18 protein-coding genes are annotated in these 16,237 nt (G+C 59.9%); 11 read left to right on the top strand and 7 right to left on the bottom strand.

From position 1 onward, the window contains the following. Positions 1 to 13 precede the first annotated feature (13 nt). From ET34_RS0112895 to ET34_RS0112880, 4 genes are all read right to left on the bottom strand, one after another. Positions 14 to 1,387 (bottom strand): MFS transporter, encoded by a 1,374-nt coding sequence (locus ET34_RS0112895; protein WP_031522672.1) that lies wholly within the window; start codon positions 1,385 to 1,387, stop codon positions 14 to 16. Positions 1,388 to 1,474: 87 nt separating this feature from the next. Next, the gene (locus tag ET34_RS0112890) at positions 1,475 to 2,494 is read right to left on the bottom strand and encodes a Zn-dependent oxidoreductase (RefSeq protein WP_031522670.1); all 1,020 of its coding nucleotides are present in this window, start codon (positions 2,492 to 2,494) and stop codon (positions 1,475 to 1,477) included. Positions 2,495 to 2,505: 11 nt separating this feature from the next. Next, on the bottom strand, positions 2,506 to 3,720 hold the full coding sequence (gene manD / locus ET34_RS0112885; RefSeq protein WP_031522668.1) for a D-mannonate dehydratase ManD: 1,215 nt from the start codon (positions 3,718 to 3,720) through the stop codon (positions 2,506 to 2,508). Positions 3,721 to 3,831: 111 nt separating this feature from the next. Further along, complete coding sequence (locus ET34_RS0112880; protein WP_035891319.1) at positions 3,832 to 4,158, bottom strand: YnfA family protein; 327 nt, start codon at positions 4,156 to 4,158, stop codon at positions 3,832 to 3,834. 117 nt (positions 4,159 to 4,275) lie between these two features. On the opposite strand from ET34_RS0112880, the gene ET34_RS0112875 reads away from it, so the two are divergent. Together ET34_RS0112875 and speG are read left to right on the top strand one after the other, a co-directional pair. Next, entirely contained in the window at positions 4,276 to 4,617 is a 342-nt protein-coding gene (locus tag ET34_RS0112875) for a DUF1283 family protein (RefSeq protein WP_031522664.1), read from the top strand. 47 nt (positions 4,618 to 4,664) lie between these two features. Next, on the top strand, positions 4,665 to 5,222 hold the full coding sequence (speG, locus tag ET34_RS0112870) for a spermidine N1-acetyltransferase (RefSeq protein WP_031522663.1): 558 nt from the start codon (positions 4,665 to 4,667) through the stop codon (positions 5,220 to 5,222). 20 nt (positions 5,223 to 5,242) lie between these two features. Here speG and ET34_RS0112865 read toward each other — a convergent pair whose 3' ends face one another. After that, entirely contained in the window at positions 5,243 to 5,953 is a 711-nt protein-coding gene (locus ET34_RS0112865; RefSeq protein WP_031522660.1) for a YnfC family lipoprotein, read from the bottom strand. 107 nt (positions 5,954 to 6,060) lie between these two features. Here ET34_RS0112865 and ET34_RS0112860 point away from each other — a divergent pair, with 107 nt between their 5' ends. The 5 genes from ET34_RS0112860 to dmsD all read left to right on the top strand — a co-directional run bounded on the left by ET34_RS0112860 (position 6,061) and on the right by dmsD (position 11,113). Continuing rightward, a complete protein-coding gene (locus tag ET34_RS0112860) occupies positions 6,061 to 6,363 on the top strand; it encodes a DUF1161 domain-containing protein (protein ID WP_031522658.1) in 303 nt (100 codons plus the stop codon). A 192-nt stretch (positions 6,364 to 6,555) separates the two neighbouring features. Beyond that, positions 6,556 to 8,985 (top strand): dimethylsulfoxide reductase subunit A, encoded by a 2,430-nt coding sequence (gene dmsA / locus ET34_RS0112855; RefSeq protein ID WP_031522655.1) that lies wholly within the window; start codon positions 6,556 to 6,558, stop codon positions 8,983 to 8,985. A gap of 10 nt (positions 8,986 to 8,995) precedes the next feature. Further along, entirely contained in the window at positions 8,996 to 9,613 is a 618-nt protein-coding gene (locus ET34_RS0112850) for a DMSO/selenate family reductase complex B subunit (protein WP_031522653.1), read from the top strand. Between the two features lies 1 nt (position 9,614). Continuing rightward, positions 9,615 to 10,472, top strand: coding sequence for a dimethyl sulfoxide reductase anchor subunit family protein (locus ET34_RS0112845; RefSeq protein WP_031522651.1), 858 nt, complete (start codon positions 9,615 to 9,617; stop codon positions 10,470 to 10,472). A 2-nt stretch (positions 10,473 to 10,474) separates the two neighbouring features. Then, positions 10,475 to 11,113 (top strand): Tat proofreading chaperone DmsD, encoded by a 639-nt coding sequence (dmsD, locus tag ET34_RS0112840; protein WP_051640536.1) that lies wholly within the window; start codon positions 10,475 to 10,477, stop codon positions 11,111 to 11,113. A 28-nt stretch (positions 11,114 to 11,141) separates the two neighbouring features. On the opposite strand, the gene ET34_RS0112835 is transcribed toward dmsD, so the two are convergent. Next, a complete protein-coding gene (locus ET34_RS0112835; RefSeq protein ID WP_031522647.1) occupies positions 11,142 to 11,477 on the bottom strand; it encodes a GlpM family protein in 336 nt (111 codons plus the stop codon). Positions 11,478 to 11,798: 321 nt separating this feature from the next. Between ET34_RS0112835 and ET34_RS0112830 the strand changes: the two genes are divergently transcribed. Genes ET34_RS0112830 through osmV form a run of 4 tightly spaced genes read left to right on the top strand, consistent with a single transcriptional unit; the run spans position 11,799 to position 15,228 of the window. Continuing rightward, the gene (locus tag ET34_RS0112830; protein ID WP_031522645.1) at positions 11,799 to 12,509 is read left to right on the top strand and encodes an ABC transporter permease; all 711 of its coding nucleotides are present in this window, start codon (positions 11,799 to 11,801) and stop codon (positions 12,507 to 12,509) included. Between the two features lie 14 nt (positions 12,510 to 12,523). After that, the gene (locus ET34_RS0112825) at positions 12,524 to 13,426 is read left to right on the top strand and encodes a glycine betaine ABC transporter substrate-binding protein (RefSeq protein WP_031522643.1); all 903 of its coding nucleotides are present in this window, start codon (positions 12,524 to 12,526) and stop codon (positions 13,424 to 13,426) included. A 9-nt stretch (positions 13,427 to 13,435) separates the two neighbouring features. After that, positions 13,436 to 14,083, top strand: a complete 648-nt coding sequence (osmW, locus tag ET34_RS0112820) for an osmoprotectant ABC transporter permease OsmW (RefSeq protein ID WP_031522641.1) — start codon at positions 13,436 to 13,438, stop codon at positions 14,081 to 14,083. Continuing rightward, positions 14,083 to 15,228: an osmoprotectant ABC transporter ATP-binding protein OsmV gene (gene osmV / locus ET34_RS0112815; RefSeq protein ID WP_031522639.1), complete on the top strand. Its 1,146-nt coding sequence runs from the start codon at positions 14,083 to 14,085 to the stop codon at positions 15,226 to 15,228. The genes osmW and osmV overlap by 1 nt, the downstream gene beginning before the upstream one ends. Positions 15,229 to 15,445: 217 nt before the next feature. On the opposite strand, the gene bioD is transcribed toward osmV, so the two are convergent. Next, positions 15,446 to 16,123 carry a dethiobiotin synthase gene (gene bioD, locus ET34_RS0112810; protein WP_031522638.1) on the bottom strand — a complete coding sequence of 226 codons (678 nt, stop codon included), beginning with the start codon at positions 16,121 to 16,123 and terminating at the stop codon, positions 15,446 to 15,448. Between the last annotated feature and the right edge of the window lie 114 nt (positions 16,124 to 16,237).

The following is a 16,237-nucleotide window of genomic DNA, read 5'->3' as shown; positions in this document are numbered from 1 at the left end:
AATGACAAGCATATCAGACGTAATGCCCCACCCGCTCCGTCGCTCGCGCGGCAGGCTCTGCGGCATCCTCCAGCACATTCAGGTCACGGTCGCGCACTTCAGGCATCATAAGTGCCGAGACGAGGCCAATCAGGGAGTAGACCACAATCATGGCCACGATGGGTAACCAGCTGCCGGTCATGTTGCACAGAATGCCCGCCACCAGCGGCCCAAAACCGACCGCCACCAGACCACCCACCTCTTTCGAGATAGCCATTCGGGTGAAGCGATTTCGCGCACCGAACATCTCCGCCATCGTGATGTTTTCCAGCGCAAACAGCCCCAGCACCGCGAAGTTATGGATAACGATGATAGAGAGCATGATGGTGCCGGGGGCGTAACTCTTATCGACAATAATCGACAGCATCGGGTACGCCAGGATAATCGCCGAGATATTCAGCAGAATATAGGGCACGCGCCGCCCGTATTTATCCGACAGCCAGCCGAGCAGCGGAATGGTGATGAAGCCTATAAACGAGCTGATCATCAGCGCATCGGTAGGAATGGCTTTATCAAACAGCAGGGTCTGCACCAGATAACCGGCAAGGAAGGTCTGGATCAGCCCGGAGTTACCGGCCTGGCCGAAGCGCAACCCGGTCGCCAGCCAGAAGGATTTACTGGTGAACATCGCCCCGAGCGTGGTTTCACGCGGTTCGATCTGCGCCGGGGCTTTATCGCCCTCGCTGACCTGTTCAAACACCGGGCTTTCTTTCAGGTTCATGCGCAGCCAGATGGCGAAGATCATCACCACCACGCTGGCGAGGAACGGCACGCGCCAGCCCCAGGCCACCAGTTCTTCGCGCTCCAGCACAAAGAACATCACCGCCCAGATGGCAGTCGCGCTCAGGGTGCCGCAGTTGGTGCCCATCGCCACCAGCGAGGAGATAATGCCGCGACGGCCTTTCGGCGCGTACTCGGCCAGCATGGTGCCGGCCCCGGAAATCTCCGCCCCGGCGCCCAGCCCCTGCACGATACGCAGCGTCACCAGCAGGATTGGTGCGAAAATACCGATCTGGGCGTAGGTGGGCAGCACGCCGATCAGCGTGGTACAGATCCCCATCATGGTGATGGTAATAAACAGCACTTTTTTGCGGCCAATGCGGTCGCCCATCTTGCCAAAAATGAATGCGCCGACAATACGGGCGATGTAGCCCGCGCCGTAGGTGCCCATCGCCAGGATCAGCGCCATTGCGGCAGACTGTTCCGGGAAGAATATTTCATGAAACACCAGCGCCGCGCCCAGCGAATAGAGCTGGAAATCCATAAATTCAAGGGCGGTACCCAGCCAGCCCGATACGGCGGCTTTAACCAGGTCTGAGGTCGATCTCTCGGCTTTTACTTGCGTCATAATGGCTATCTCTGCAAAGGGTAAGATGCGGACCACGTACTCGCATGACTATTTTCCCGGCGCGACGAGCGGCCGGGTTGTCCGTTTTTATTCATTGAAGGTGAGAAGCACCTTGCAGCACTGCCGCTGGTTATTCTCAAACAGTTCAATGGCGTCGGTAACGTGTTGATAAGCAAACGTGTGGGTCACCAGCTTCGCCGGGCTGATAAGCCCCCGGCTTAGCCAGTCGATAACCACGGGGAATTTCTTCGCATTAAGTCGCGAGGAAAAGATGGAAATCTCTTTGCCGGTGATGCTCTGCTGGGTGATGCTGCTCGGCTCGCTGGAGAAGCCCATCAGCACAACGCGCGCCGCCGGGGAGGCCAGCAGCACCGCCTCCTGTAAAATTGACGGATGACAGGCGGCATCGACAATCAGCGTCGGCCTGATGCCCTGCGCCTCCAGCACCGCCGCCAGCGGTTGATTGAGATTGTTAATCGCCATATCGGCCCCGCTCTGGCGCGCCATCTCCAGCCGCTCCTCGATGCGGTCCACCACAATCACCTGCCCGACGTTATAGACGCCCTTCAGCACCTGAATGGTGGTGAGCCCCATCGGGCCCGCGCCGTAAACCAGCGCCACATCGCGCGGGGTCGGGTTGACCTGGCCGGTGACGTTGGCGGCGATGGTAAAGGGTTCAATCATGACTGCATCGGCGTCGGGGATGGCGTCCGGCACCGTCCAGGCGTTGCGCTCAGGCACTACCGCGTACTCACTGAAACCGCCGTCGCGGTGCACACCGAGCACCACCAGCGACGTGCAGACGTTAGGCTTGCCCACCGAACACGGGTAGCAGTGACCGCAGCTGATCACCGGATCGACCGCCACGCGCTCGCCGAGACGGGCGCTGGATACGCCCTCGCCCACCGCGTCGATAAGGCCAAAGAACTCGTGGCCGATAACGCGCGGGTATTTCGCGAACGGATTATGACCGCGGTAGATGTGGCTGTCCGAGCCGCAGATGCCCGCCAGTTTCACCTTAACACGCACCTCTCCCGCAGCGGGTTCGGGCAGGCTGCGGGTTTCAATGTCCAGCCGGTTCGGCTGCTGGATAACAATACTTTTCATCATTGCTCCTGTTACCAGTTCCACAGCGTGCCGTCTTCGAGGCGGGCCACCGGCAGGTACGCTGGATCGTAGGGGTATTTCGCAGCCAGCTTCTCATCGAACTCAATGCCGAGGCCCAGCTTGTCGCCCGGATGCATATAGCCGTTGTCAAAGGTCCAGCTGTGCGGGAACACCTCCAGCATCTGCTCGGAATAGCCCATGTACTCCTGCACGCCAAAGTTTGGCACCCACAGGTCAAAGTGCAGCGCCGCCGCATGGCAGATTGGGGAGAGATCCGACGGGCCGTGAGAGCCGGTACGCACCTGATACAGCGAGGCGAAGTCGGCGATGCGGCGCATGCCGGTGATGCCCCCTGCGTGAGTGATGGTGGTGCGGATGTAGTCGATGAGCTGCTCTTCAATCAGCTGTTTGCAGTCCCAGATGCTGTTGAACACTTCCCCGACCGCAATCGGCGTCACGGTGTGCTGGCGGATCAGACGGAAGCAGGCCTGGTTTTCCGCCGGGGTCGGGTCTTCCATCCAGAACATGCGGTACTCTTCGATGCTCTTACCAAAACGCGCGGCTTCGATGGGGGTCAGGCGGTGGTGCATGTCGTGCAGCAGGTGTTCGTCAAAACCAAATTCGTTGCGCACGGCATCGAACAGTTTCGGCGTAAAGTCGAGGTACTTTTCGGTAGACCAGAGCTGCTCTTCCGGCCACTGCCCTTTGGTGGCGGGTTCATACGCCAGCCCTTTGCCCTTCGCCATGCCGTAGGTGGTTTTCATGCCCGGCACGCCGCACTGGACGCGAATCGCTTTGAAGCCCTGCTCTTTGTGGCGGGCATAATCTTCCAGCACCTCATCAATGCTGTGCCCGGTGGTGTGGCAGTAGACCATTACCCCCTCGCGCGACGCGCCGCCCAGCAGCTGGTAGAGCGGCATCCCGGCGGCTTTCGCTTTTATATCCCACAGCGCGGTATCGATGGCGGAAATGGCGGACATGGTTACCGGGCCACGACGCCAGTAGGCGCCCTTATAGAAAAACTGCCAGATATCTTCGATACGGTGCGCATCGCGGCCAATCAGCTGCGGGCAGAGATGATCTTTCAGATAGGAGGCAACTGGCAGCTCACGCCCGTTCAGGGTGGCATCGCCCAGCCCGGTCAGGCCGCTGTCGGTGGTGATTTTCAGCGTAACAAAGTTACGTCCAGGGCAGGTAACAAACACTTCAGCCGCGACGATTTTCATGGGGGATCTTTACCTCTGTAATGGCCTCAATAGCGCTAAACTTACGCAACTGCGCTACTACCATACAAGTATAAGATCGCAAAAATCCGCGCACGGTCACACTTCAGGCGCTCAGGCACGCCCCCATCCGGCGACGATGATCAGCATGCCGCACAGGGCCACACCTGCGCCGAGCCAGTCGTAGAGCGACAGCTTTTCGCCATCCACTACGCGCAGCCACAGCAGCGCCGCACAGACGTACACCCCGCCATAGGCGGCATAGACGCGCCCGCTCGCCGCCGGGTGCAGCGTCAGCAGCCAGACGAACATCCCCAGCGACAGCGCGGCGGGCAGCAGCACCAGCGGTGTGACGCCGCGCTTAAGCCACAGCCAGGGAAGATAGCAGCCGATAATTTCCGCCAGCGCGGTGGCAAAAAACAGCAGGGTTGTTTTGATCATGTTGAACCTCAGGGCGGAATAATTTGTAACCGGCTGACGCTGTCCGCCCCTGAGGTGCGGTGATATAATCGTCAGTCTGTGCAACCGAAGCACCGCACACCCTAAAAGGAAACGGTTATGAATACAATCCTTCGTCCCTTACTGGCGCTGATGCCGCTGGCATTTGCCGCTTCCCTCGCCTTCAGCCCGGCGGTTCAGGCCGAAACCAGCCGTCTGGTGATCGAGTCCGGCGACAGCGCCCAGAGCCGCCAGCACGCCGCAATGGAAAAAGAGCAGTGGAACGATACCCGCTCCCTGCGCCACAAGGTGAACACCCGCGTGGAAAAAGAGTGGGATAAAGACGACGTGGCGTTCGACCTGCGCGATAAATGTCAGCAGAGCGTCAACGTTAACGCTTACTGGGAAAGCAACACTCAGCGCTGTCTTGACCGCCGTACCGGCCGCACCGTCGCCCCGTAATGACCTTTGCAGGCTCCACCCGGAGCCTGCTGCTTTCAGGATTCTGCATGTCTGACCAACTACAGGTAAAACTCCGTCCGCTGGAGCGCGAAGATCTGCGCTTCGTCCACCAGCTTGATAACAACGCCAGCGTAATGCGCTACTGGTTCGAAGAGCCGTACGAGGCTTTCGTTGAGCTGTCCGATCTTTACGACAAGCACATTCACGATCAGAGCGAGCGCCGCTTCGTGGTGGAGTGCGACGGCGACAAAGCCGGGTTAGTGGAGCTGGTGGAGATCAACCACGTGCACCGCCGCGCCGAGTTTCAGATAATCATCTCCCCCGAGCAGCAGGGCAAAGGCCTCGCTTCCAGGGCGGCGAAGCTGGCGATGGATTACGGTTTCACCGTCCTCAACCTCTACAAGCTCTATCTCATCGTCGATAAAGAGAACGAGAAAGCCATCCACATCTACCGTAAGCTTGGGTTTATGGTCGAGGGGGAACTGATCCACGAGTTCTTTATCAACGGCGAGTACCGCAACACCATCCGCATGTGCATCTTACAGCATCAGTATCTGTCCGAGCACAAAACGCCGGGAAGCCTGTTGAAGCCTACCGCGCAGTAAAGCCGCGGCAGGCATCACACTCAGTAGTAGCTGATGGTGTTTTTGATGGTGAATTTTTGAATTTTATGGGGGGTGACGGAGAGATCCGTCATCACCAGCTCACAGCTTAACGGGTTGAAATGGCTGTCATAGCGGCAGCTCTGATTTGCGCGCCCCACCACCTCGTCGTTAAGCGTCGTTTCGGCAGTGTAGTCGTGCTTCTTGCGCTTGTCCGACGATACCGTGGCTTCTACCGACAGCGTTTTGTCTTTGCTTTTTGCCGTGCGCCCCAGCGGATAACCGTCGCTGTCGTAGTGATAGATGATTTCCGCCTCGTTGTTCCGCGCGGCGACCACAAAGCCCTTTTCATTGGTCTCATAGATGAGGCCGGTTCCCGACAGCTCCGCCAGCTGGCATTTGCCCTGCAGCTTTACGCGTTTCTCCTGGGTCATGGCATCGAGATAAAAGTTGGCGTTCAGCACCAGCGAGGCACCGGTATTGTTTTCCACGTCGTGGAATTCGAGCGTATCGAAGCAGCCCTCTTTCGACAGCGTGCCGGCGACGCGCAGCGCCACTTTATCTTCTTCATTCATTAGCGTCTGGCTGAAATCCTTTACCGGCCCGCGCAACGGATCGAAATCAAACTCGTTCGAAAAGCTTGCCATTTCCGGGCTGAAGGCGTCAGGAGCAGGCGCGTCATCGCAGCCCGCCAGCGTGGCGGACACCAGCGCCAGAGCGATTAACTTTTTCACAGTACTGTCCAGTTTTCCGAAAGTACCCGGGATGATATAAGCAAATACAACTATTTACACTATCAATGCTATGCTTAATCTGATTCGACACGCTTAAGGAGCCGATTATGAAATCAGCATTGTGGGTAGGCGCTCTGGTCCTGATGGCCTCTGGCCCGGCACTTGCCGCGACCGGGTCGTGCGAGCGCGTAAAAGCAGACATCTCTCAGCGTATTATTAATAACGGCGTACCGGAAACAGGCTTTACCCTGTCGATTGTACCTAACGATCAGGCGGATCAGCCTGACGCACAGGTGGTTGGCCACTGCGCCAACGACACGCAAAAAATTCTCTATACCCGCACCAGCAGCGGTAATAATCCGGTCAGCGGCGCGGCCACCCAGGACGCCACTTCCACCGAACCGCAATAATCTGCATCAGGCGCTTCGGCGCCTTTTTTTATTCCTGCCCGCGCTGACTCCATCCGACTTGATACGGATTAACGTTTTCTACCCCATTATGGGTAACACTCGCCCCCTGCCAATCCATTAGCACGCTAATGCTTTTACTTTTCTTACCATCTGGTTGCCGGTTCAGCAGGCGACACGGTCAGGGAGCGAATCATGTCACACCATCAGGACGGGATCAGCCGTCGCACATTTCTCACCACCACCACGCTGGGCGGGCTGGCGCTGGCGGCGGGCGGTATTTCGTTGCCGTTCGGCATCGCCCCGCTCGCCGCCGCGGTGGGTGAATCGGTCAGCACGCATCAGGATCGCAAGGTATGGAGCGCCTGCACCGTTAACTGCGGGAGTCGCTGCCCGCTGCGTATGCACGTTGCCGACGGTGTTATTCAGTATGTGGAAACCGACAATACCGGCGACGATAATTATGACGGGCTGCATCAGGTACGCGCCTGCCTGCGCGGGCGCTCTATGCGCCGTCGCGTCTACAATCCCGACCGGCTTAAATATCCGATGAAGCGCGTCGGTAAGCGCGGCGAAGGTAAATTCGAGCGGATCAGCTGGGACGAAGCTTACGACATGCTGGTCCGGGAGATGCGGCGCATCATCAGCCAGTACGGCAATGAAGCCATCTATCTGAACTATGGCACCGGCACGCTGGGAGGCACCATGACGCGCTCGTGGCCGCCGGGCGAAACCCTGATTGCGCGCCTGATGAACTGTTGCGGCGGGTATCTCAACCATTATGGCGACTACTCCACCGCGCAAATCGCGGCTGGCCTGAACTATACCTACGGCGGCTGGGCCGACGGCAACAGCCCGTCGGACATCGAAAACAGCAAGCTGGTGGTCCTGTTCGGTAATAACCCGGGCGAAACGCGAATGAGCGGCGGCGGCGTCACGTATTACCTGGAGCAGGCGCGTCAGAAATCGAATGCCCGCATGATCATCATCGACCCGCGCTACACCGACACCGGGGCGGGCCGCGAGGATGAGTGGATCCCGATCCGTCCCGGCACCGATGCGGCGCTGGTTGCCGCCCTCGCCTGGGTGATGATTAATGAAAATCTGGTCGATCAAGCCTTTCTCGACCGCTACTGCGTCGGCTACGACGAGAAAACCCTGCCGGCAGGCGCACCGGCTAACGCACACTATAAAGCGTATATTCTCGGTCAGGGCGATGACGGGGTTGCCAAAACGCCAGACTGGGCCGCGCGCATCACCGGTATTCCCGTGGCGCGTATCGTCACGCTGGCACGAGAAATCGCCCAGACGAAACCCGCCTTTATCGCCCAGGGCTGGGGGCCGCAGCGCCACTCCAACGGTGAGCTGACGTCGCGGGCTATCGCGATGCTGCCGATCCTGACCGGCAATGTCGGGATTAACGGCGGGAACAGCGGCGCGCGGGAAGGCTCTTACGCCCTGCCCTTTGAACGGATGCCGACGCTTCAGAACCCGGTTGAGACCAGCATTTCGATGTTTACCTGGACCGATGCCATCGAGCGCGGCCCGTCGATGACGGCGCTGGCAGACGGCGTGCGCGGGAAAGATAAGCTCGACGTGCCGATTAAAATGATCTGGAACTATGCCGGCAACTGCCTGGTAAACCAGCACTCGGAGATCAACCGCACCCATCACATTCTGCAGGACGAGACGAAGTGCGAGCTGATTGTGGTGATCGACTGTCATATGACCGCTTCCGCCAGATACGCCGACCTGTTGCTGCCAGACTGCACCGCCTCCGAGCAAATGGATTTCGCCCTTGACGCCTCGTGCGGCAACATGGGTTATGTGATTTTCGCCGACCAGGCGATCAAACCGAGGTTCGAGTGCAAAACCCTGTATGAAATGACCAGCGAGATTGCCCATCGTATGGGGGTTGGCGAGCAGTTTACCGAAGGCCGCGACCAGGAGGGCTGGCTGCGCCATCTCTACGCCCGCTCGCGTCAGGCTATTCCGGCGCTGCCTGATTTTGACACCTTCCGCCAGCAGGGCATTTTCAAACAGCGCGATCCCGAGGGCCATCACGTGGCCTACCAGGCGTTTCGCTCCGATCCCGCCGCCAGTCCCCTGACCACGCCGTCGGGAAAAATCGAAATTTACTCGGCGCAGCTGGCAGACATTGCCGCTCGCTGGACGCTGCCCGACGGCGACCGCATCGATCCGCTGCCGGTGTACAGCCCCGGTTTTGAACACCACGACGATCCGCTGAGTGCCCGCTATCCGCTCCAGCTGACCGGCTTCCACTTTAAAGCCCGCACCCACTCCACTTACGGCAACGTGGAGGTGCTGAAGGCCGCCTGTCGCCAGGAGGTGTGGATTAACCCGCTGGATGCGCGCCCGCGCGGCATCGCTAACGGCGACACGGTACGCATCTGGAACGGGCGCGGTGAAACGCGTATCAGTGCGAAAGTCACGCCGCGCATCCTGCCGGGCGTGGTGGCGCTGGGGGAAGGTGCCTGGTACGACCCGGATGACAAGGGTATCGATCGCGCAGGGAGCATTAACGTGCTGACCAGCCAGCGCCCGTCGCCACTCGCGAAGGGTAACCCGTCCCACAGCAACCTGGTCCAGATCGCGAAGGTGTAAGGAGTAACCGATGACAACCCAATATGGCTTTTATATTGATTCCAGCCGCTGCACCGGATGCAAAACCTGCGAGCTGGCGTGCAAGGATTACAAGGATCTCACCCCGGATGTCAGCTTTCGCCGCATTTACGAGTACGCCGGTGGGGACTGGCAGGAGGATAACGGCGTCTGGCACCAGAACGTGTTTGCGTATTATCTGTCTATCGCCTGCAACCACTGCGCCGACCCGGCCTGTACCAAAGTCTGCCCGAGCGGGGCAATGCACAAGCGCGACGACGGCTTTGTGGTGGTCAACGAAGAGGTGTGCATTGGCTGTCGCTACTGCCATATGGCCTGCCCCTACGGCGCACCGCAGTACGATGCCGCCAAAGGCCACATGACCAAGTGCGACGGCTGCTACGACCGTATCGCCGACGGCAAAAAGCCAGTCTGCGTCGAGTCCTGCCCGCTGCGCGCGCTGGATCTGGCACCGATTGACGAGCTGCGTAAAAAGTACGGCGATCTGGCGCAGATCGCCCCGCTGCCCGCCGCGCGTTTTACCCGACCCAATATTGTGATCAAACCCAATGCCAACAGCCGCCCTGTCGGGGATACCACCGGCTATCTGGCTAACCCGAAGGAGGTGTGAGATGGGCAACGGATGGCATGAATGGCCGCTGGTGCTGTTTACCGTGCTCGGTCAGTGCGTGGTGGGCGGCGTTATCGTTACCGGCTGCGCCTGGTTCGCCAGCAGCAGAAACAGTGAACAGCAGCAGCGCATCGTGCGCGCCATGTTTTTCCTCTGGCTGCTGATGGGCATCGGCTTTGTCGCCTCGATGCTGCACCTCGGTTCGCCGCTGCGGGCGTTTAACTCCCTGAACCGCATCGGAGCGTCGGCGCTGAGCAATGAGATCGCCGCCGGGTCGCTGTTTTTCGCCCTCGGCGGAATCGGATGGCTGCTGGCGCTGTCCGGCCGACTGCCCGCCGCGCTGGTAAAGCTGTGGCTGCTGGTCACCATGCTTGCAGGGCTGGGGTTTGTCTGGGCCATGACCCGCGTTTACCAGATTAACACCGTTCCCACCTGGCACACCGGCTACACCACCCTCGGCTTCTTTATGACGGTGCTGCTTGGCGGCCCGCTGTTGGGTGCGGCGCTGCTCTCCGGGGCGCGCTATCGCGGTACCAGCCGCCGATTTGCCTTGCTGAGCGTGCTGGCGCTGCTGGTCAGCGCGGGCGCGGCGCTGATGCAGGGCGTTTCTCTGGGCGCGATCCACAGTTCGGTGCAGCAGGCCAGCGCGCTGGTGCCGGGTTATGCCACGCTGCAACTCTGGCGCTTCGGGTTGCTGCTGCTCGGGCTGGCATGCTGGCTGGTGCCGCTTATGCGCCGCAGCGCACCGCGCACGCTGACGCTGGCAAGCGGATTTATGATGGTCGTGGCCGCGGAAGTGATTGGTCGCGGGCTGTTCTACGGCCTGCATATGACCGTCGGTATGGCGGTGGCGGGATGAGCATGCCCCTCACTGAACCTCTGCTGACCCCGCGCATGGCCAGCCTGTCGCTTAGCGGACGCATCCTCGGTGCCCTGTTCAGCCAGCCGCCGGACAGCCCGACGCTGGCCCCGGTACTGACGCTGCTTGAGGACGAGGCATTTGCTGCCGCCTGGCCGGTCACCCATCCGCAGCTCGATGACATCGTCCAGCGCCTGCGCCTCGGGCTGAGGTCCGGCGACGAGCCACTGCCCGCCGCCTGGCAGCGGCTGTTCATTGGCCCCTGGGCGCTACCTGCGCCGCCCTGGGGGTCGGTGTGGCTGGATCGGGAGAACGTGCTGTTTGGTGAATCGATGCTGGCGCTGCGCCAGTGGATGACGGCCAGCGGCATCGACTATAACCACAGCGAACGCGAGCCGTGCGATCACATCGGTACGCTGCTGATGCTGGCCGCCTGGCTGGCTGAGGCCGGGCGGGAACACGACGTCGATTGCCTGCTCGCCTGGCATCTTCTGCCCTGGTCCGGGCGTTTTCTGGAGGTGTTTATTGCCGAAGCGCGCCATCCGTTTTACGTCGCGCTCGGCGAGCTGACCCGGCTGACGCTGGCGGCGTGGCGCAGCGACCTGCCGATCCCGGTGGCGCAAAAAACCCTCTGGCGTTAATCTTCAGGCCCGCCACCCGGCGGGCCAGTCAGTGAAAGCGCGTCCAGAGCGCAATCAGCACCCACGCCGACAGGCTCCACATCGCCACCGCACTGAGCAGCGCCAGCGGCACCCGCATCATGGCGCTGAAATACCACAGCGACGCCAGATAGATGAAATAGGGAATGATCGACCACATGCCGAAGATCACCGTGGTGCGCAGCGCCTCGACGTTACGCTCGGTGGCGACGATGTAGTGGGCAATCAGGGCAAAGGTGGGAAACAGCGGGATCAGCCCGGCGATATAGTAGTTTTTACTCTTCGACAGCACGCCAATTAACAGCACAATGGCCGCGCCGAGCGCCGCCTTGATTAACAGACCCATCAGCATCCCTCATGTTTTTTTCTCACCCTGACATAAGGTGATATTGCTGGCAAGCCGCTCCGCATCTGGCCTGTACAAAAAATCGCTTATGTTACGGTGTCACCTTAGCGCTTCGCTTTTAAGATTATTCTCGACAATAGTTACAATTCGTTATGGTTACAGGGTAAAACGGCCATTTTATCCTAAGGCACTGACATTACTGGCGCTTCGCTGACTGGAATCCTGTCGTATCCGTTGCTATAGCTCTAAGCACCCTGCCAACACAAGGCATAACAAAGCAACGCTGGGTTGCGATAAACCGTGCACAGGGAGACAACAGCAATGCACTTCTCACTACTCCAACGCACCTTCGGGGCGATACTGCTGATCGCTGCCGTAGTGGCGGCGCTGGTGTGGGGCATCGGCCTCGATACCATCAGCGCCCGCAAAGTGGATTTACTCTACCTCGGGCAACAGCACCTCAAGCTGGTCTTTACCTCTATGGCACTGGCGCTGGCGGTCGGTATTCCGAGCGGCGTGCTGTTGAGCCGTCCGGCTGCCCGCCGTTTCGCTGAACCGGTGATGCAGATCTTTAACGTGGGTAACACCCTGCCGCCGCTGGCTGTACTGGCGCTGGCGATGATCGTGGTGGGTATCGGGGATAAGCCGGCAATTGTCGCGCTGTTTCTCGCCTCGCTGCTGCCCATCGTGCGTAATACCTATGCCGGGCTGTGCGCGGTACCGGCCTCGCTCACCGAAGCGGCGAAGGGCATCGGCATGACGCGCTGGCAGCGTCTGCGTCAGGTGGAAGTGCCCGCCGCCCTGCCGGTGATTCTTTCAGGCATCCGCATCGCTACCGCGATTAACGTCGGCACCGCACCGCTGGCGTTCCTCATCGGGGCCAGCAGCTACGGCGAGCTTATTTTCCCCGGCATCTACCTGAACGACTTCCCGACGCTCATCCTGGGCGCGGCCGCCACGGCCCTGTTTGCGCTGATCCTTGATATGGCGCTGGCCGGACTGGGTCGCCTGCTTAGCCCACATACCGCCTGATAAGGAGCGTTGAGATGAAACTAAAAGCAACTCTGTGCGGCCTGGTGGCTGCCCTCTCGCTGCTGACCAGCCAGGTGCAGGCCGCCCCGCTGATCCTCGCGACCAAAAGTTTTACCGAGCAGCATATTCTTTCGGCGATGACGGTGCAGTACCTGCGCAAAATGGGTTTTGACGTGCAGCCGCAAACCAATATCGCCACCGTTATCTCGCGTAATGCGATGATCAACAAGCAGGTGGACATGACCTGGGAGTACACCGGCACCTCGCTGATTATCTTCAACCACATCAACAAACGGATGACCCCGGAAGAGAGCTACCAGACCGTGAAGCGCCTCGACGGGAAGCTCGGGCTGGTGTGGCTTAACCCAGCCAACATGAACAACACCTACGCTTTCGCCATGCAGCGCAAGCGCGCCGAGGCGGAGAACATCTCCACCATGTCGCAGCTGGTGGAGAAGATTGAACATATCCGCCAGACCGACCCGGATAACAACTGGATGCTCGGCCTGGATCTGGAGTTCTCCGGGCGCAGCGACGGCATGAAGCCGCTGCAGAAGGCCTACAACATGGAACTGGATCGCCCGCAGATCCGCCAGATGGACCCGGGCCTGGTGTATAACGCCATCCGCGACGGCTTTGTGGAAGCCGGCCTGGTGTATGCCACCGACGGACGCGTGAAGGGCTTCGATCTGAAAGTGCTGGAAGACGATAAAGGCTTCTTCCCGAGCTATGCGGTGACGCCGGTCGTGCGCCAGGACACGCTGGATGCCAATCCGGGACTGGCTGAGGCGCTCAATACCCTCTCCGGTAAACTGACCAACGAGGCGATCACCACCCTGAACGCCAGAGTGGATATCGATCACCAGACGCCGCAACAGGTCGCCCGCGACTTCCTGCGTGAAAACGGGCTGCTGTAAGGAGGCACTATGGATACGATTCACTACATGATGGACAACGCGCCGTACCTCGCGAGCCTGACGCTGCAACATCTGTGGCTGGTACTGCTGGCGGTGGGGCTGGCGATTGTGATTGGCGTTCCGCTCGGCATCATCATCACCCGCCATAAATGGCTGGCGCCGCCGGTGCTGGGCCTGGCAACCCTGCTGCTGACCATTCCGTCGATTGCGCTGTTTGGCCTGATGATCCCGCTGTTTTCGATGATTGGTCACGGCATCGGCGCCCTGCCGGCCATCACCGCCGTGTTCCTTTACTCGCTGCTGCCGATCATGCGTAACACCTTTACCGCGCTGGACAGCCTGCCGCCGGGCCTGCGTGAAGCCGGCCGCGGTATCGGCATGACTTTCTGGCAGCGTCTGCGCTGGGTTGAGATCCCGATGGCGCTGCCGGTGATTTTCGGCGGTATTCGCACCGCGGTGGTGATGAACATTGGCGTGATGGCGATTGCGGCGGTGATCGGCGCGGGAGGCCTCGGCTTACTGTTACTCAACGGCATCGGCGGGAGCGACATTCGTATGCTCATTGCCGGTGCGGTAATGATTTGTTTACTGGCGATTGTGCTGGACTGGTTACTCCACCGTCTGCAGGTTCTGCTGACACCTAAGGGGATTCGATAATGATTACACTGGAAAATCTGACTAAAGAGTTCGTGCAGAAAAACGGCCAGAAAGTTAACGCGGTGGATAACGTCAGCCTGACGGTACCGCAGGGGGAAATTTGCGTGCTGCTCGGCCCGTCCGGCTGCGGCAAGACCACCACCCTGAAGATGATTAACCGCCTCATCCCCTCCACCAGCGGGAAGATCCTGATTAACGGCGAAGACACCAGCGGCATGGATACCGTGACGCTGCGCCGCAATATCGGCTATGTGATCCAGCAGATTGGCCTGTTCCCGAACATGACCATTGAAGAGAACATTGTGGTGGTGCCGCGCATGCTGGGCTGGGATAAAGCCCGCTGCAAAGCGCGCGCTGCCGAGCTGATGGAGATGGTGGCGCTGGATCCGAAACGCTACCTGCACCGCTACCCGAAAGAGCTTTCCGGCGGTCAGCAGCAGCGTATCGGCGTGATCCGCGCCCTGGCGGCAGATCCGCCGGTGCTGCTGATGGATGAGCCTTTCGGCGCGGTGGACCCCATCAACCGCGAGGTGATCCAGAATGAGTTCCTCGAGATGCAGCGCAAGCTGAAGAAAACCGTGCTGCTGGTAAGCCACGATATTGATGAAGCGCTGAAGCTGGGCGACCGCATTGCGGTGTTCCGCCAGGGCAAAATCGTGCAGTGCGCCAGCCCGGACGAGCTGCTGGCCAAACCGGCTAACGAGTTTGTCGGCAGCTTCGTCGGCCAGGACCGCACCCTGAAGCGCCTGCTGCTGGTGCAGGCGGGCGACGTTACCGATCAGCAGCCGACCATCACGGTACGCCGCTCCACCCCGCTGGCTGAAGCCTTCGCGGTGATGGATGACAACGACATGCGTTCCATCACGGTGGTGGATGAAAATGAAAAGCCGCTCGGGTTCGTGAAGCGTCGGGAAGCACGTGGTGCCACCGGTGAATGCGCTGACCTGCTGCACCCGTTCCGCGTGACAGGCAAGGCGGAGGACAACCTGCGCGTGGTGCTCTCGAAACTGTATGAGCACAACACCGTCTGGATGCCGATTGTCGATGAAGAGGGTCGTTACAGCGGGGAGATTTCGCAGGATTATATCGCCGACTATCTCAGCTCCGGCCGTACCCGCCGGGCGCTGAATATTCAAACCGCGTAATCATCAAAGAAGGCGGGTGCGCCAGGTAAACGGCGGCCCGCCCGCCACCATTATTTTGTTTGTAGGGTGGGTAAGCAACGCGCACCCACCACAGCACCACAGCCCCTCTTAAATCGTAGGGTGGGTAAGCAACGCGCACCCACCGCAGCACCACAGCCCCTCTTAAATCGTAGGGTGGGTAAGCGCAGCGCACCCACCACCACTCAGCATAACGGCGTTAACCCCAGCAACGCTCCAGCAGCGGCAGGTTGATGTACTGCCCCAGCTCGCGCTGCTCGGCGCGCGGCAGATAGGGTAACTCCCCCACCATCGGCGCAGAGAGTTTCTTGCTGAGCACGTCAATCACCTCGGCATAATGCGCCAGGCCCGGATTGATGCGGTTAGCAACCCAGCCCATCAGCGGCAGCCCGTCGCTGGTAATGGCTTGCGCCGTCAGCAGCGCGTGATTGAGGCACCCTTCCTGGATCCCCACCACCATCACCACCGGTAACTGCTCCTGTACTACCCACTCGGAGAGCGGGCGCAGATCGTTCATCAGGCTGCGCCAGCCGCCGGTTCCTTCCACCACCACGTATTCGGCCTGGGCGCTGAGCGTCGCCAGCCCGTCCGAGAGCAGCGAATAGTTAATCGGGCAGCTGTGCGCCACGCTGCTCTCTTCTTCGCTGAAGGCAATGGGATTGATGGCGCTATAGGGCAGGTCGAGGGTGGAAACGCTTTGCAGCACCAGCGCGTCTTTGTTTCTCAGGCCGTCCGGCGTCTCCTTGCTGCCTTTGGCGACGGGCTTGTAGCCCACGACCTGGCTGCCGCTGGACCCCAGCGCCTGTAACAGCGCACGCGACACGACCGTCTTCCCTACCGAGGTATCGGTTCCAGTAATAAAGAAACGCTTAAGCATCACTTACTCCACGGTTATGCTCTGGAAATATAACTAAAGAGAATAATTCAGTGGCGAAAGTCTACGACAGGACCCACAGGCCGGGCTTGAGATAGCGCAATTTTTCCCGGATCG

The organism is Siccibacter colletis (assembly GCF_000696575.1).
GTDB lineage: Bacteria > Pseudomonadota > Gammaproteobacteria > Enterobacterales > Enterobacteriaceae > Siccibacter > Siccibacter colletis.
The sequence above is the reverse complement of the archived record's forward strand: the minus strand, read 5'-3'. Positions and strand labels throughout refer to the sequence as shown.

What these genes read in the sequence shown, in the direction of transcription:
- ET34_RS0112895 (WP_031522672.1), bottom strand. Translation starts at nt 1,387, where the DNA reads ATGACGCAAGTAAAAGCCGAGAGATCGACCTCAGACCTGGTTAAAGCC.
- ET34_RS0112890 (WP_031522670.1), bottom strand. Translation starts at nt 2,494, where the DNA reads ATGAAAAGTATTGTTATCCAGCAGCCGAACCGGCTGGACATTGAAACC.
- manD (WP_031522668.1), bottom strand. Translation starts at nt 3,720, where the DNA reads ATGAAAATCGTCGCGGCTGAAGTGTTTGTTACCTGCCCTGGACGTAAC.
- ET34_RS0112880 (WP_035891319.1), bottom strand. Translation starts at nt 4,158, where the DNA reads ATGATCAAAACAACCCTGCTGTTTTTTGCCACCGCGCTGGCGGAAATT.
- ET34_RS0112875 (WP_031522664.1), top strand. Translation starts at nt 4,276, where the DNA reads ATGAATACAATCCTTCGTCCCTTACTGGCGCTGATGCCGCTGGCATTT.
- speG (WP_031522663.1), top strand. Translation starts at nt 4,665, where the DNA reads ATGTCTGACCAACTACAGGTAAAACTCCGTCCGCTGGAGCGCGAAGAT.
- ET34_RS0112860 (WP_031522658.1), top strand. Translation starts at nt 6,061, where the DNA reads ATGAAATCAGCATTGTGGGTAGGCGCTCTGGTCCTGATGGCCTCTGGC.
- dmsA (WP_031522655.1), top strand. Translation starts at nt 6,556, where the DNA reads ATGTCACACCATCAGGACGGGATCAGCCGTCGCACATTTCTCACCACC.
- ET34_RS0112850 (WP_031522653.1), top strand. Translation starts at nt 8,996, where the DNA reads ATGACAACCCAATATGGCTTTTATATTGATTCCAGCCGCTGCACCGGA.
- ET34_RS0112845 (WP_031522651.1), top strand. Translation starts at nt 9,615, where the DNA reads ATGGGCAACGGATGGCATGAATGGCCGCTGGTGCTGTTTACCGTGCTC.
- dmsD (WP_051640536.1), top strand. Translation starts at nt 10,475, where the DNA reads ATGCCCCTCACTGAACCTCTGCTGACCCCGCGCATGGCCAGCCTGTCG.
- ET34_RS0112835 (WP_031522647.1), bottom strand. Translation starts at nt 11,477, where the DNA reads ATGGGTCTGTTAATCAAGGCGGCGCTCGGCGCGGCCATTGTGCTGTTA.
- ET34_RS0112830 (WP_031522645.1), top strand. Translation starts at nt 11,799, where the DNA reads ATGCACTTCTCACTACTCCAACGCACCTTCGGGGCGATACTGCTGATC.
- ET34_RS0112825 (WP_031522643.1), top strand. Translation starts at nt 12,524, where the DNA reads ATGAAACTAAAAGCAACTCTGTGCGGCCTGGTGGCTGCCCTCTCGCTG.
- osmW (WP_031522641.1), top strand. Translation starts at nt 13,436, where the DNA reads ATGGATACGATTCACTACATGATGGACAACGCGCCGTACCTCGCGAGC.
- osmV (WP_031522639.1), top strand. Translation starts at nt 14,083, where the DNA reads ATGATTACACTGGAAAATCTGACTAAAGAGTTCGTGCAGAAAAACGGC.
- bioD (WP_031522638.1), bottom strand. Translation starts at nt 16,123, where the DNA reads ATGCTTAAGCGTTTCTTTATTACTGGAACCGATACCTCGGTAGGGAAG.